At 68.1% G+C, this 14,920-nt stretch carries 17 protein-coding genes; 15 read left to right on the forward strand and 2 right to left on the reverse strand.

The genetic code is table 11. The features are described from left to right. Window positions 1-23: 23 nt before the first annotated feature. Window positions 24-158: a hypothetical protein gene (locus tag VJ693_RS09395; RefSeq protein ID WP_324153585.1), complete on the forward strand. Its 135-nt coding sequence runs from the start codon at window positions 24-26 to the stop codon at window positions 156-158. A gap of 14 nt (window positions 159-172) precedes the next feature. Here the strand turns inward: VJ693_RS09395 and VJ693_RS09400 are convergent, their stop codons facing one another. Then, window positions 173-964, reverse strand: coding sequence for an SAM-dependent methyltransferase (locus VJ693_RS09400; RefSeq protein ID WP_324153535.1), 792 nt, complete (start codon window positions 962-964; stop codon window positions 173-175). After that, the gene (locus VJ693_RS09405; RefSeq protein WP_324153536.1) at window positions 961-1,587 is read right to left on the reverse strand and encodes a Maf family nucleotide pyrophosphatase; all 627 of its coding nucleotides are present in this window, start codon (window positions 1,585-1,587) and stop codon (window positions 961-963) included. Before VJ693_RS09405 ends, VJ693_RS09400 begins: the two co-directional genes overlap by 4 nt. Before the next feature lie 56 nt (window positions 1,588-1,643). Between VJ693_RS09405 and VJ693_RS09410 the strand changes: the two genes are divergently transcribed. The 14 genes from VJ693_RS09410 to lepA all read left to right on the forward strand — a co-directional run bounded on the left by VJ693_RS09410 (window position 1,644) and on the right by lepA (window position 14,895). Beyond that, complete coding sequence (locus tag VJ693_RS09410) at window positions 1,644-2,192, forward strand: DUF177 domain-containing protein (RefSeq protein ID WP_324153538.1); 549 nt, start codon at window positions 1,644-1,646, stop codon at window positions 2,190-2,192. 185 nt (window positions 2,193-2,377) lie between these two features. Further along, entirely contained in the window at window positions 2,378-2,560 is a 183-nt protein-coding gene (gene rpmF / locus VJ693_RS09415) for a 50S ribosomal protein L32 (protein WP_324153539.1), read from the forward strand. Between the two features lie 113 nt (window positions 2,561-2,673). Further along, window positions 2,674-3,750, forward strand: coding sequence for a phosphate acyltransferase PlsX (gene plsX, locus VJ693_RS09420; protein WP_324153540.1), 1,077 nt, complete (start codon window positions 2,674-2,676; stop codon window positions 3,748-3,750). Next, window positions 3,747-4,754 (forward strand): beta-ketoacyl-ACP synthase III, encoded by a 1,008-nt coding sequence (locus tag VJ693_RS09425; protein ID WP_324153542.1) that lies wholly within the window; start codon window positions 3,747-3,749, stop codon window positions 4,752-4,754. Before plsX ends, VJ693_RS09425 begins: the two co-directional genes overlap by 4 nt. 47 nt (window positions 4,755-4,801) lie before the next feature. Continuing rightward, window positions 4,802-5,740 carry an ACP S-malonyltransferase gene (gene fabD, locus VJ693_RS09430; protein ID WP_324153543.1) on the forward strand — a complete coding sequence of 313 codons (939 nt, stop codon included), beginning with the start codon at window positions 4,802-4,804 and terminating at the stop codon, window positions 5,738-5,740. 17 nt (window positions 5,741-5,757) lie between these two features. Continuing rightward, on the forward strand, window positions 5,758-6,492 hold the full coding sequence (fabG, locus tag VJ693_RS09435; protein ID WP_414652249.1) for a 3-oxoacyl-ACP reductase FabG: 735 nt from the start codon (window positions 5,758-5,760) through the stop codon (window positions 6,490-6,492). Window positions 6,493-6,563: 71 nt separating this feature from the next. Next, window positions 6,564-6,803, forward strand: coding sequence for an acyl carrier protein (gene acpP / locus VJ693_RS09440; protein WP_324153546.1), 240 nt, complete (start codon window positions 6,564-6,566; stop codon window positions 6,801-6,803). Window positions 6,804-6,885: 82 nt separating this feature from the next. Beyond that, window positions 6,886-8,130, forward strand: coding sequence for a beta-ketoacyl-ACP synthase II (gene fabF / locus VJ693_RS09445; RefSeq protein ID WP_324153548.1), 1,245 nt, complete (start codon window positions 6,886-6,888; stop codon window positions 8,128-8,130). A 31-nt stretch (window positions 8,131-8,161) separates the two neighbouring features. Further along, window positions 8,162-8,650, forward strand: a complete 489-nt coding sequence (locus VJ693_RS09450) for a hypothetical protein (protein ID WP_324153549.1) — start codon at window positions 8,162-8,164, stop codon at window positions 8,648-8,650. Continuing rightward, complete coding sequence (gene rpoE, locus VJ693_RS09455) at window positions 8,647-9,261, forward strand: RNA polymerase sigma factor RpoE (RefSeq protein ID WP_324153550.1); 615 nt, start codon at window positions 8,647-8,649, stop codon at window positions 9,259-9,261. Before VJ693_RS09450 ends, rpoE begins: the two co-directional genes overlap by 4 nt. A 33-nt stretch (window positions 9,262-9,294) precedes the next feature. Then, on the forward strand, window positions 9,295-9,921 hold the full coding sequence (locus VJ693_RS09460; protein WP_324153552.1) for a sigma-E factor negative regulatory protein: 627 nt from the start codon (window positions 9,295-9,297) through the stop codon (window positions 9,919-9,921). 23 nt (window positions 9,922-9,944) lie between these two features. Next, window positions 9,945-10,997 carry a MucB/RseB C-terminal domain-containing protein gene (locus tag VJ693_RS09465; protein WP_324153554.1) on the forward strand — a complete coding sequence of 351 codons (1,053 nt, stop codon included), beginning with the start codon at window positions 9,945-9,947 and terminating at the stop codon, window positions 10,995-10,997. A 66-nt stretch (window positions 10,998-11,063) separates the two neighbouring features. After that, a complete protein-coding gene (locus tag VJ693_RS09470) occupies window positions 11,064-12,536 on the forward strand; it encodes a DegQ family serine endoprotease (protein ID WP_324153556.1) in 1,473 nt (490 codons plus the stop codon). Window positions 12,537-13,086: 550 nt separating this feature from the next. Continuing rightward, window positions 13,087-14,895, forward strand: coding sequence for a translation elongation factor 4 (gene lepA, locus VJ693_RS09475; protein ID WP_324153558.1), 1,809 nt, complete (start codon window positions 13,087-13,089; stop codon window positions 14,893-14,895). Window positions 14,896-14,920 lie beyond the last annotated feature (25 nt).

Consider the following 14,920-nt stretch of genomic DNA (forward strand, 5'->3'; position numbering starts at 1 on the left):
TGCAGCCCACCTGGGCGCTGGCCCTGGCCTTGCTGGCCTTCGGGGTCGGCATCGAGTTGCTGCAAGCGCTGACGCCGTATCGCGAATCTTCGCTGGCCGATGTGCTGGCCGACGCGGTGGGGATCGCGGCGGGGCGCTGGCTCGCCGGCGGCGCCTGAAAACGGGTCGGCGTTCAGCCGGCGGCGAGCCACAGAAACACCGCGGGCAGGGTGTCCGGCATCGGGGCTCGTCCCGCCGCCTGCAACTCGCGCCGCCACGCCGCCACCGTCAGCGTGCGGCACCAGCCGGCTGCCGACGTGAGGCCGCAGGCCACCGACAGGCGCGTATCGGGCTGCAATTGTTGGCACAAGGCCTGCAGCAGCGCCTCGTTGCGGTAGGGCGTCTCGATCACCAGCTGGGTCTGGCCCTCGCGACGCGAACGTTGCTCGAGTTCGCGCACGCGATGCTGGCGCTCGGCGGCGTTTTGCGGCAGATAACCTTCGAAGGCGAAGCGCTGGCCATTCAGGCCGCTGGCGGCCAGCGCCAGCGTCAGCGAGCTCGCGCCTGCGAGTGGCTCGATGGTCAGACCCGACGCGTGGGCCGCTGCCACCAGCCCGGCGCCCGGGTCGGCCACAGCAGGCAGCCCCGCATCCGACAGCAGGCCGATATCGTGCCCCGCCAGGGCCGGCGCGAGCAGCACCGTCCATTCTTCGGCGCTCACGACGCCGGTGCCGCCCTTGCGCGGGCGCGGCAGCTCGTGCATCGAAAGTGCCTGCAAAGGAGTGGCCAGCGGCACCAAGGCGTCGACCCGTTTGAGGAAGGCGCGCGCCGTCTTTGCGCTCTCGACCACCCAGTGCCGCAGGCCGGCCGCGCGGCGCAGCGCGTGGGGGCTCAGCACCGTGTCGATCGGCTCGGGCGTGGTGCCGAGATCGAGGGTGTTTGGCACCAGCACAAGCCGGCCGGTGGCGGCGGTGGGGTCGCTCATGAATTGGCCGAGCCGGCGTTCAGCGGGTCCAGCCCGGCCCGGCGGAGCAATTCGCAGGTGCGGATCAGCGGCAGGCCGACCAGCGCTGTCGGATCGTCGGATTCGATCGCGGCCAGCAACGCGATGCCCAGCGTCTCGCACTTGGCGCTGCCGGCGCAGTCGTATGGCTGCTCCAGCCGCAGGTAGTGCTCGATCTCGTCGTCGCGCAGGTCGCGAAAGCGCACCCGCACCGGCGCCAGCGCAGCCTGCTCGAAGCCGGTCGACCGGCGCACCACGGCGACGGCGGTCTGGAACACAATCGTCCGCCCGCTCATGCGGCGCAGCTGTGCGACCGCGCGCTCGTGCGTGCCGGGCTTGCCGATCGGCTCACCGTCCACGTCGGCGACCTGGTCCGAGCCGATCACCACCGCGTCGTCGGTCAGCCCCTCGGCCACGGCGCGCGCCTTGGCCAGCGCCAATCTTTGCGCCAGCGCGGCCGGCAATTCGTCGGGCCGCGGCGATTCGTCGACCTGCGGCGCGCTCACCGCGAAGGGCAGGCGCAGCCGTTCGAGCAACTCGCGGCGGTAACGCGAGGTCGAGCCGAGGATCAGGCGTGGTGATGCGTCGGGCTGAAGTGGGGGCATGGGCCGGATTGTCCCATCGGCCCTGGAGGGGGGAACGGCGGCTTAAACTGCCTGCCATGGCTACCAAACCGACCGATCCGCGCCGCCTCGACGTGGCCTCGTTCGCTGCCGCCGGCGGTGAACTGGCTGGCGAGTGGCCGCTGGATGCACTCGATCGCCTGGCTGGCTCGGTTCTCGGGGCCGAGCCGCCCGACGCGACGATCCACTGGCAGGCCGAAGCCGAGTTGCGGCCGGTCACGGGGAGCGAACCCGAGATCTGGCTGCACCTGACCGCACAGGCCTGCGTCAGCATGCGCTGCCAGCGGTGCCTGGGGCCGATGGCCGTGCCGCTGGATCTGGACCACTGGTTCCGTTTCGTGCGCGACCCGGCGCAGGCCGAGGCGCTGGATGCCGAGCTCGAAGACGACGTGCTCGAGCTCGAGCGCCAGACGGATCTGCGCGAGCTGGTCGAAGACGAACTGCTGCTGGCGTTGCCGCTGGTCCCGCGCCACGAAGAATGCCCGCAGCCTCTGCCGATGGGCAGCGAGGCGGCCGAGTCGCCGACGCCGGAACGTCCGCATCCGTTTGCGGCGCTGGAGAAGCTCAAGAAGAAACCCGGTGCCTGAAGCGGTCAGGGGTGTTATACTTTCAGGCTTTCCCGGATCTGGCTGGCGCCTTTGGCTCGCCCACGCTTTCCGGGAGTTCGTGTCCCATCTTGACCTTGCTCGAGCGCCTTAGCCCTAGTGCGTAGTCCTAGTGCTGGTGTGCCGGGCACCCTGCACCGGTGCGGCCGGTGCCCCAGGAGCGTTCCATGGCTGTCCAGCAAAACAAGAAGTCGCCGTCCAAGCGCGGCATGCACCGTTCGCACAACGCGCTGGCCCAGCCGGGCACCGCGATCGAGCCGACCACCGGTGAAGTGCACCTGCGCCACCACATCAGCCCGACCGGTTTCTACCGTGGTCGCAAGGTGCTGAAGACCAAGGCCGACGCCTGATCTTCCGAGCTCCGGCCGGGTCGGCGCGTGCCTGCCCCCATCGAGAATCGAACACAATGCCGCAGCCCAGACTGCGGCATTTGCCATTCCAGAACGTGTCGCACGCACTTCCTTTGACGCCCCTCGATCGGGTCCGCGTCGCCGTCGACTGCATGGGCGGTGACCACGGGCCGTCGGTGACGCTGCCTGCCTGCAAGGAATTCCTTGCGACCCATCCCCAGGCCGAACTCCTGCTGGTTGGCACCGCCGATGCGCTCGCACCGGCGGCGAATTGGCCGCGCTGCACGCTCGTGCCGGCGACCGAGATTGTCGCGATGGACGACCCGCTCGAAGTCGCCCTGCGGCGCAAGAAAGACTCGTCGATGCGGGTCGCGATCAACCAGCTCAAGCTCGATCCAGCGGGTCGCGCCAAGGCTGACGTGGCCGTTTCCGCCGGTAACACCGGCGCGCTGATGGCCATCTCGCGCTACGTGCTGAAGACGGTCGACGGCATCGACCGGCCGGCGATTGCCTCGGTCATTCCGAACGAACGGCCCGGCTTCACGACGATGCTCGACCTGGGCGCCAACGTCGACTGCACTGCAGAGCACTTCCTGCAATTCGCGGTGATGGGCAGTGCGCTCGTCGCGGCTGTCGAAGGCAACCTCGAGCCCAGCGTGGGCCTGTTGAACATCGGTGCCGAAGCGATCAAGGGCAGCGAGACCATCAAGCAGGCTGGCGAGTTGCTGCGCGCCGCGGCCGCGGCCGGGCAGCTCAACTACCACGGCAACGTCGAGGGCAACGACATCTTCAAGGGCACGGTCGACATCGTCGTCTGCGACGGTTTCGTCGGCAACGTGGCGCTGAAGACCAGCGAAGGCCTGGCCCACATGCTCACCGGTTTCCTGCGGGCTGAGTTCAAGCGTCACTGGCTGGCCAAGCTGGCCGCGCTTGCCGCGCTGCCGGTGCTCAAGCATTTCCGCGCTCGTTTCGACCCGCGTGGGTACAACGGCGCCGCGCTGCTGGGTCTGCAAGGCCTGGTTTTCAAGAGCCATGGCTCGGCCGATGCCTTCGCATTCGGCCGTGCGCTGGCCCGGGCTTATGATGCGGCTCGCCATCGCCTGCCCGAACAGGTGCACGAGCGCATCGTCGAGACCCTGCGGACGTCGTCCACTCCGTCTCACGACGAGCCGGTGCGCCCTGCTGCATGAATTCTTCCTCTTCCGATCGCATCCCCCCTCAGCGCTACGCCCGCATCACCGGTACCGGCAGCATGCTGCCGCCGCACCGCGTGAGCAACGCCGAACTTGCTTCACAACTGGCCGCGCGGGGCATCGAGACCTCCGATGAGTGGATCGTCGAGCGCACCGGCATCCGCGCGCGGCGATTCGCCGAGGCCTCGGTCAACTCCAGTGACTTGGGGGCCGCCGCGGCACGCCATGCGCTGGAAGCCGCCGGCCGGGCAGCCGAGGACGTGGACCTGATCATCGTCGCGACCTCGACGCCGGACATGGTGTTCCCGTCCACCGCGACCATCATCCAGCGCAAGCTCGGCATCCAGGGCTGCCCGGCATTCGACCTGCAGGCCGTCTGCTCGGGCTTCGTCTACGGGCTGTCGGTGGCCGACGCGATGATCCGCTCAGGCGCCGCGACCTGCGCACTGATCATCGGTGCCGAGGTGTTCTCCCGCATCCTCGACTTCAACGACCGCACCACCTGCGTGCTGTTCGGCGACGGCGCCGGTGCGGTGATCCTCGAGGCCTCGGCCGAGCCGGGCATCCTGGCCGCCAAGTTGCATGCCGATGGCCAGCACATGGAGATCCTGTGCACGCCGGGCACCGTGTCCGGCGGCCAGGTGCTGGGCGATCCGCTGCTGAAGATGGACGGCCAGGCGGTGTTCAAGCTGGCCGTCAAGGTGCTCGACGAGGTCGCTCGCGAGGTGCTCGAGGCTGCCGGCCGGCAACCCGAAGACATCGACTGGCTGATTCCGCACCAGGCCAACATCCGCATCATGCAGGGCACGGCGCGCAAGCTGAAGCTGCCGCCGGAGCGCGTGGTGGTCACGGTCGACGAGCACGGCAACACGTCCGCTGCCTCGATCCCGCTGGCGCTCGACCATGCGGTGCGCAGCGGCCAGATCCAGCGCGGCCAGACGCTGATGCTCGAGGGCGTCGGCGGCGGCTTCACCTGGGGCGCCGTGCTGATCGACTTCTGAGCCGGCCGCTCGGCGCTGCGCTCTTTCGACTCATTGAAGGTGTCTCGATGACCTCGTTCGCATTCGTCTTTCCCGGCCAGGGCTCCCAGGCCGTGGGCATGCTCGACGCCTGGGGCGACCACCCGGCCGTTCGCCAGACGCTGGCCGAAGCGTCGGCTGCGCTGGGCGAAGACGTCGGCGCGCTGATCCACGCCGGCCCGAAGGAGCAGCTCGACCTCACCACCAACACCCAGCCGGTCATGCTGACCGCCGGCATCGCCTGCTACCGCGCGTGGCTCGCCGAAGGCGGCGCGACGCCGGCCGCGGTCGCCGGCCATTCACTGGGCGAATACACCGCGCTGGTGGCCGCCGGGGCCTTGAGCCTGGCCGATGCCCTGCCGCTGGTGCGGCTGCGGGCGCAGGCCATGCAGGAAGCCGTGCCAGTCGGGCAGGGCGCGATGGCCGCCATCCTCGGGCTCGATGCCGACGCCGTGCGCGCGGGCTGCGCAGAAGCGGCTGCGTCCAGCGGCGAGGTCGTCGAGGCAGTCAACTTCAACGACCCGAAGCAGACCGTGATCGCCGGCAGCAAGGCCGGTGTCGAGAAGGGCTGCGAGGTGCTGAAGGCCAAGGGCGCCAAGCGCGCGCTGCCGCTGCCGGTGTCCGCTCCGTTCCATTCCAGTCTGATGAAGCCGGCTGCGGAGCGCTTGAAGGCGCGTCTGGCCGAGGTGACTGTCCACGCGCCGACGATCGCCGTGGTCAACAACATCGACGTGGCGGCGGTCAGCGAGCCCGATGCGATCCGCGACGCGCTGTACCGCCAGGCTTTCGGCCCGGTGCGCTGGGTCGAGGTGGTGCAGGCGCTGCGTGCGCGTGGCCTGACCCACATCATCGAATGCGGGCCGGGCAAGGTCCTGGCCGGCATGGTCAAGCGCATCGATGCCGAGGCGGCGAGCGCCACGCTGTTCGATCCGGCCTCGCTGGCCGACGTGAAGGGGATGCTCGGATGAGCGAGACAAATTCAAGCATGCAAGGCCAGGTCGCCCTGGTCACCGGCGCCTCGCGCGGCATCGGCCGCGCCATCGCGCAAGAGCTGGCGGGCCGCGGCATGAAGGTCATTGGAACCGCCACCAGCGATGCTGGCGCCGCCGCCATCAGCCAGGCCCTGGCCGCCCACCCTGGCTGCAAGGGTGTGAATCTGAACGTCAATGATGCCGCCGGCGTCGATGCGCTGGTCGACGCCATCCTCAAGGAGCATGGCGCGCTGCATGTGCTCGTCAATAACGCCGGTATCACCCGCGACACGCTGGCGATGCGGATGAAGGACGAAGACTGGGACGCCGTGATCGACACCAATCTCAAGGCCGTCTTCCGCCTGTCGCGCGCCGTGATGCGGCCGATGATGAAGCAGCGCTACGGCCGCATCGTCAACATCACCTCGGTGGTCGGCGCCTCGGGCAATCCGGGCCAGGCCAACTATGCGGCGGCCAAGGCCGGTGTGGCTGGCATGGCACGTGCATTGGCCCGTGAGCTGGGCAGCCGCTCGATCACGGTGAACTGCGTGGCTCCCGGCTTCATCGCCACCGACATGACGGACAGCCTCCCCGAAGCCCAGAAAAATGCGCTGCTGCAGCAGATTCCGCTGCAGCGCCTGGGCCAGCCGAGCGAGATTGCCCATGCCGTCGCCTTCCTCGCCTCGCCTGAGGCAGGCTATGTCACCGGCACTGAACTGCACGTCAACGGCGGCATGTTCATGGCCTGATTACCCCCGCCGGAGCTGGGCACCTGCCAGCGTAGAATCCGGCCCGTTTTACGCAACCTCCTGGAGGAGTCATGAGCGATATCGAAGCACGCGTCAAGAAGATCATTGCCGAGCAACTCGGTGTTCCGGAAGCGGATGTCAGCAACGAGAAGGCCTTCGTGGCCGACCTGGGCGCCGACTCGCTGGACACGGTCGAGCTGGTGATGGCCCTCGAAGACGAGTTCAGCATCGAGATCCCCGACGAGGAAGCCGAGAAGATCACCACCGTCCAGTTGGCGATCGACTACGCCAAGGCGCACGCCAAGGCCTGACGACCTCCGTTCCGGACGGCCACCTCGGCCATCCCGGCCGCCTGGCCTGCACGGCCGCCATCGACCCGCATCCCCCCAACGCATGACCCGTCGACGTGTCGTCATCACCGGCCTTGGGCTTGTCAGCCCGGTCGGCAATACCGTTTCCGAAGGCTGGGCCAACCTGCTGGCCGGGCGCTCTGGCATCGCCCCGATCACCCGATTCGACGCGTCGGGCATCAGCTGCCGGTTTGCCGGCGAGGTGAAGGGCTTTCCTCTCGAGGAGTACATCTCGAGCAAGGAAGCCAAGCACATGGACAGCTTCATCCATTACGGGATGGCAGCCGGCATCCAGGCGGTGCGCGACGCGGGCCTGCCGACCAACGATGAACTGACCGAGGAGACGGCCGAGCGCATCGGCTGCCTGATCGGCTCGGGCATCGGTGGCCTGCCGGAGATCGAGGCGACGGCCAAGCTCGCTTTCGAACGCGGGCCGCGCCGCATCTCGCCGTTCTTCGTGCCGGCCTCGATCATCAACATGATCTCTGGCCATCTGGCGATCCGCTACGGCTTCACCGGCCCGAATCTGGCCGTGGTCACCGCGTGCACCACGGGCCTGCACTGCATTGGCCAGGCGGCACGCATGATCGAGTATGGCGATGTCGACGTGATGGTCGCCGGCGGCGCCGAAGCGACCGTGTCGCTGCTGGGCGTCGGCGGTTTCGCCTCGGCGCGCGCGCTGTCGACCCGCAACGACGATCCGGCAACGGCATCCCGACCCTGGGACAAGGACCGCGATGGCTTCGTGCTGGGCGAGGGTGCCGGCGTGCTGGTGCTCGAAGAGTACGAGTACGCGAAGAAACGCGGCGCGAAGATCTACGCCGAGCTGCTCGGGTTCGGCATGGGTGGCGACGCCTACCACATGACCGCGCCGAACGTCGACGGCCCCAAGCGCTCGATGAAAGCGGCGCTGCGCAACGCCGGCATCAACGCCGACCAGGTCCAGTACCTGAATGCCCATGGCACCTCGACGCCGTTGGGTGACCTGAACGAGACCAACGCGATCAAGCTCGCGTTCGGCGATCATGCGAAGAAGCTGGTCGTCAATTCCACCAAGTCGATGACCGGCCACCTGCTCGGCGGCGCCGGCGGCATCGAATCGGTGTTCACCGTGCTGGCGCTGCGCGACCAGGTTTCGCCGCCGACGATCAACATCTTCAACCAGGATCCCGAGTGCGACCTGGACTACTGCGCCAACACTGCGCGCGAGATGAAGATCGAGCGGGCGGTGAAGAACAATTTTGGCTTCGGCGGCACCAACGGCACGCTGGTGTTCGGCCGCCTCTGAGGCCGGCGGGGTCGCCACAGCCCCGCACCGCATGCGCGCTGCGCCCCCGGTGGCCTACCCGCTTGCCCGACATGGCGCCTGGGCCCGCCTGGCCGCCGGGCTGGCCGGTCTGGCGGCGGCCGGGCCGATCGCCTGGCTCGCCTGGCATTTGCACGTGGCTCGCGTGACCTCTCCGGCCATCGACGTCCTCCTGGTGCCGCTGGTGCTCGCCGCCGCGCTGGGCGCCGCGCGCGTGGGCGCGTGGCTGGCCAGCCGAACCGGCGGCTGCCTGCGCTGGGATGGCACCGCCTGGGAACTGCTGGCCGCCTCCGGTGTCGCTGCGCGCCTGGCTTCGCCCTCGGTCCGGATCGACCTCGGCCGTGCGATGTTGCTGCGCGCCCCCGTGCCGGGCGCACGGGCGCGTTGGCTGGCCGTGGAGCGCGGCGACAGCCCCGCCGCGTGGCATGGCCTGCGCGTCGCGCTGGCGCAACCCTCGCGCGCCCGGCGCGCGACGGTGCCGACCGCCGGAGGGACGACATGACGGCGGCCGGGCCCGACGTCGACGCCGCGCTGGTCGAGCGGGTCAAGCAAGGCGACGTGCGCGCCTTCGAGATGCTGGTCATCAAGTACCAGCGGCGCATCGAGCGCCTGATCGGCCGCATGGTCCGCGACACGGATCTGGTGCCCGACATCGCCCAGGAGACCTTCATCCGTGCCTACCGCGCGCTGCCGCAGTTCCGCGGCGACAGCGCCTTCTATACGTGGCTGTACCGCATCGCCGTCAACACGGCGAAGAAGGCGCTGGTCGACCTCAAGCGCGACCCGCTGGTTACAGAAGCGGCGATGGCAAGCTCCGACGACGACGACGAAACTTCGCGCCGAGGTTTGGAACCAAGCGACATGGCCACGCCGGACGCCTTGCTGGCCAGCAAGGAGATTGCGGCGACGGTCAATTCGGCCATCGAGGCCTTGTCCGAGGATTTGCGGCAGGCGATCACGCTGCGCGAGATCGAAGGCCTCAGCTACGAAGAGATTGCGGATGTGATGAATTGCCCGATCGGCACAGTGCGATCGCGGATTTTCCGCGCTCGCGAGGCGATCGCACAGCGGTTGCGACCGCTGCTCGACACGCGCAACGGCGAGCGCTGGTGACCGCACCGAATCGGCCGAGCCCGGAGTTGCCCCATGACCCACCCAGTTGACGATCCGAACCTACGTGGCCTGATCCAGTTGTCGGCGCTGTGCGACGGCGAGGCCGATGCCGGCGAGGCCGAACGCAGCTTCGAGCGATGGCGCGACGAGCCCTCGCTGCGCGCGCGCTGGCATGCCTACCAGTGGATCGGCGACGTGATGCGTTCCGACGACCTGGCCAGCGATGTCGAGCACGATCAGGCTTTCTTGCTGGCCTTGCGGGCCCGCCTGGCCGACGAGCCGGTGGTGCTCGCGCCGGCGCGGGGACGCCCGGCGGATGAGGGGCTGGCGCCCGCCGTGGCGGTGGCGGGTGGCCGCCGCCTGCGCTGGGGCGCTCCGGCAGCGATGGCGGCGGGCGTGATGGTGACCGGTGCGCTGGTGATGATGAACTTCACGCGGTCGCCGCAGACGGCACCGGCGACCCTGCTGGTCGACGCAACGCCGGCCCTGCCCGCACCCGCGCAGGACGATGCCGCCTCGGGTGTGGCCCAGGTGGGCGACATGCTGCGCAACCCCGAACTGGACCGCTATCTGAACGCCCACCGCCAGTTTGTCGGCGGGGCGAGCCTTGCCGTGCCGGGCGGGGTGCGCCAGGTCGCCGTCACGTCCGACGGTCGCTGAGAGCCGAACCAGTGGGGATTCGCTTGCCGGCTGCCGAAAGAGAACACACACAGCACCGGGCCGTCTGGGCGCGCCGAGCTTCGGTCGTCGGCCTGACGGCGGCCTGCCTGCTGCCGCATTGGGGCTGGGCCCAGGCCGCGAATGGGGCGTCCGAACCTGCCGGCCGCGTTGTTGACGCCGCCGCCTGGCTGTTGCGGGTGCACGAGGCGGCGCGTCTGCGCAATTACGAGGGCACGCTCGTGTCGAGCGACGCCAACTCGGTCACCGTCTGGCGCGTGGCCCACTACGCCGACGCCGACCAGCAGGTCGAGCGCATCGACGCGCTCGGAGGCGAGCCGCTCACCGTGCTGCGCCACAACGACGTCGTGCACAAGCTGTGGCAGCGCACACGCGTGGCCGAGGTCGAGCAGCGCGACGCCCGCACGATGTTCCCGGCCCTGCCGGCCAGCGCCGAGCAGCGCATCCTCGAGTGGTACGAACTGCGCCCCGCCGGCCCCGCGCGGGTCGCCGGCTACGACGCCGACGTGGTGGTCCTGCAGGCTCGCGACGCGCTGCGCTTCAGCCAGCGGCTGTGGGCCGAGCGGCAGACGGGCCTGCTGCTGCGGGCGGACATCATCGCGCCCAACGGTCGGCTTCTCGAGTGGTCGGCCTTTTCCGAGATCGCGATCGGCGTCAAGCCGCGCCTGTCCATCGTGACTGACCGGTTGCGCCACCTCGATGGGTATCGGGTGCTGCGTCCTGCGGTGCTGCCCACGAGCCTGGACAACGAAGGCTGGCAACTCAGCAACCCGCCGGCGGGGTTCAAGCCGGTGCAATGCGCCAAACGCTCGCTCGACCCGAACGGCGGCGCGTCCGAGCCGGTCGTGTTGCAGGCGATCTACTCGGATGGTCTCACCCACGTGTCGCTCTTCGTCGAACCTTTTGACGTCAAGCGGCACCAAGCCGAGTTCGCGGGCGCGATCGGCGCAACCCACACGCTGCGCACGCGGCGGGACGACCAATGGGTCACGGTGATGGGCGACGTGCCCATCGAGACCCTGAGGCGTTTCGTCCTGGCCCTCGAACGCAAGCGTTAGCGACCAAAGACGGTGCGAGCCGCCGTGTTTTCCGAGTTTCCCGTTGCTGTTCTTCAAGGAGAACCCATGCATTCCCATGCCATCCCGATGGCCGGCCGCCGCGCGCCACGCGGCTTGATCGCCGCCGCAGCGCTGTCGCTGGCGGCCACTTTCGCGGCGCTGCAGCCGCTGCCGGCCATGGCGCAGGCACGTGCACTGCCCGATTTCACCGACTTGGTCGAGCAGACCGGGCCCTCGGTGGTCAACATCCGCACCACCGAGAAGGCGAAGAACCTCGGCCGTGGCGGCGCGCAGGTCGACCCGAACCTCGAAGAGTTCTTCCGCCGCTTCGGCATCCCCTTGCCGAACAACCGCGGCCCGCGCGGAAACAACGACGACGACGAGGATGTGCCGCAGCGGCGCGGCGTCGGCTCGGGCTTCATCCTGAGTGCCGACGGCTTCGTGATGACCAATGCCCACGTGGTCGATGGCGCGGACGAGTTGATCGTGACCCTGACCGACAAGCGTGAGTTCAAGGCCAAGGTCATCGGCGCCGATGCTCGCACCGACGTGGCGGTGGTGAAGATCGACGCCACCGGGCTGCCGGCGGTGAAGATCGGCGACGTCAACAAGCTCAAGGTCGGCGAGTGGGTGATGGCCATCGGCTCGCCCTTCAACCTGGAGAACACCGTGACCGCCGGCATCGTCAGCGCCAAGCAGCGCGACACCGGCGACTTCCTGCCCTTCATCCAGACCGACGTGGCGGTCAACCCCGGCAACTCCGGCGGCCCGCTGATCAACATGCGCGGCGAGGTGGTCGGCATCAACTCGCAGATCTACAGCCCGTCGGGCGGCTACGCCGGCATCTCGTTCGCGATCCCGATCGACGAGGCGATCCGCGTCGCCGACCAGCTGCGCACGACCGGGCGCGTGATCCGCGGCCGCATCGGTGTGCGCATCGCGCCGGTGACCAAGGAAGTGGCCGAATCGATCGGCCTGGGCAAGGCAGTGGGCGCGCTGGTGCAGGGTGTGGAGCCCGCTACCCCGGCGGAGAAGGCGGGCATCGAGGCGGGGGACATCATCGTCAAGGTCGACGGTCGGGGGGTCGACAAGTCGGTTGACCTGCCGCGCATCATCGGCGCCGCCAAGCCGGGCAGCAAGGTGACGCTGCAGGTCTTCCGGCGCGGCAGCTACAAGGACGTGGCGGTGACGGTGGCCGAGCTCGAGGCCGACAAGCCGCGCGCCGGTGCCACGCCCGGCGAGGCGCCTTCGTCGGCCGCTGGCAAGGCGCACCTGGGCCTCGTGGTGAGTGACCTGACCGATGCTCAGAAGAAAGAGCTGCGCGTGCGCGGCGGCGTGCGCGTCGACACCGCCGAGGGCGCTGCGGCACGGGCTGGCCTGCGCGAGGGCGACGTGATCCTGTCGATCGACAACGCCGAGATCGCCGACTCGAAGCAGTTCGGCACCGTCGTCGGCAAGCTCGACAAGAACAAGGCCGTCACGCTGCTCGTGCGCCGCGGCGAGTGGGTCAACTACGTGGTGATCCGACCGGCCCGCTGACGCCCCGACCCTGTAACAAACGACCCGCCTGCCCGACTGGCCTGGCGGGTCTTTTCATGTCGTGAGACCTTCGGCCGTGGGGCCAGCCGGGCATGCAGATTGCTGTCAGACGCTCCTTGAGATCATAAAGTTTGTGAGTACAAGCACACATCTCCAACCAGGGGCGGATTGCAGCGACGAACAGATACAATGCAGGCTGCAGCGCCATGGTTTAGTGAGCGCTTTGGCGTGTTCGGGGAGGGTGTCCAGCTATCCCCAGGGTATGCACAAGCACTTGTTGATAACTTGTGGATGAAATTTGCTGTTGGCACCCTGCAACGGGCGCGAACCCAGGAAATACGCGGCTTGCAGCGGGGGCCTTTTGGCTACAATGAAGGCCCAACAAGCAGTTGCCATACGTTTTGTTGGAAGGCGCGTCTCCATTTTGGACGTGCCTTTTTTTTGTTTACGGCACGGCCCTTCGGGCCTTCACATCGCCTCGCGATATGAGCCTTCAACGCAGCGGCTGACGCCGTTGTAGCTCCAGCTCGCCACATAGCGAGCCGTCTCCATGGACCACATCCGCAACTTCTCCATCATTGCCCACATCGACCACGGCAAGAGCACGTTGGCCGATCGGATCATTCAGCGTTGCGGGGGCTTGAGCGATCGTGAGATGGAAGCGCAGGTGCTGGACTCGATGGACATCGAGCGCGAGCGCGGCATCACGATCAAGGCGCAGACCGCGTCGCTGCAGTACACGGCCCAGAACGGCAAGATCTACAACCTCAACCTGATCGACACGCCGGGGCACGTCGACTTCTCGTACGAGGTCAGCCGCTCGCTCTCGGCCTGCGAGGGCGCGCTGCTGGTGGTCGATGCAAGCCAGGGGGTCGAGGCTCAGACGGTGGCCAACTGCTACACCGCGATCGAACTCGGTGTCGAAGTCGTGCCGGTGCTGAACAAGATGGATCTGCCGCAGGCCGACCCCGAGCGCGCCAAGGAAGAGATCGAGGACGTCATCGGCATCGACGCGACGAACGCGATTCCGTGCTCGGCCAAGACCGGCATGGGCATCGACGACATCCTCGAGGCGGTGATCGCGCGCATGCCGGCGCCGCGCGGCAACCCCGACGGCCCGCCGCGGGCGATGATCATCGACAGCTGGTTCGACAACTACGTTGGCGTCGTGATGCTGGTGCGGGTGGTCGACGGCGAGCTGCGCAAGGCCGACCGCATCCGCATGATGGCCACCAACACGGTCTACCCGATCGAGCACCTGGGCGTCTTCACGCCCAAGAGCGAGAACCGCGAACTGCTTCGCGCCGGCGAGGTTGGCTTCATCATCGCCGGCATCAAGGAGCTCCAGGCGGCCAAGGTCGGCGACACGCTGACGCTCGAGAAGAAGCTGCCGAACAACGCCGGCCCGGCCGAGACGCCGTTGCCCGGCTTCAAGGAAATCCAGCCGCAGGTCTTTGCCGGCCTGTATCCCACCGAGGCGAGCGAGTACGACTCGCTGCGCGACGCGCTGGAGAAGCTCAAGCTCAACGACTCGTCGCTGCGCTACGAGCCCGAGGTCAGCCAGGCGCTCGGCTTCGGCTTCCGCTGCGGCTTCCTCGGCCTGCTGCACATGGAGATCGTGCAGGAGCGCCTGGAGCGCGAGTTCGACCAGGACCTGATCACCACCGCGCCGTCGGTGGTCTACGAAGTCGAGCTGAACGACGGCACGGTGATCGAGGTCGAAAACCCCAGCAAGATGCCGGACCTGGGCCGCATCCGGGAGATCCGCGAGCCCATCGTCACCGTGCACCTGTACATGCCGCAGGACTATGTGGGCCCGGTGATGACGCTGTGCAACCTGAAGCGCGGCGTGCAACTGAACATGGCCTACCACGGCCGCCAGGTCATGCTGACCTACGACATGCCGCTGGCGGAGATCGTGCTGGACTTCTTCGACAAGCTCAAGAGCGTGTCGCGCGGCTACGCCTCGATGGACTATGAGTTCAAGGAGTACCGAGCCGCGGACGTCGTCAAGGTCGACCTGCTGATCAACGGCGACCGGGTCGATGCGCTGTCGATCATCGTGCACCGCGCGCAGAGCCAGTACCGCGGCCGCGCCGTGGCGGCCAAGATGCGCGAGCAGATCCCGCGCCAGATGTACGACGTGGCGATCCAGGCGGCCATCGGCGCCAACATCATCGCGCGCGAGAACATCAAGGCCTTGCGCAAGAACGTGCTGGCAAAATGCTACGGCGGCGACATCACCCGCAAGCGCAAGCTGCTCGAAAAGCAGAAGGCCGGCAAGAAGCGGATGAAGCAGATCGGCACCGTCGAGGTGCCGCAGGAAGCGTTCCTCGCCATCCTGCAGGTCGACGACTGAACACGAGTTCATCTCCAACAACACC

The sequence above is a fragment of the Ideonella sp. genome (genome assembly GCF_035254525.1).
Lineage (GTDB): Bacteria > Pseudomonadota > Gammaproteobacteria > Burkholderiales > Burkholderiaceae_C > Ideonella.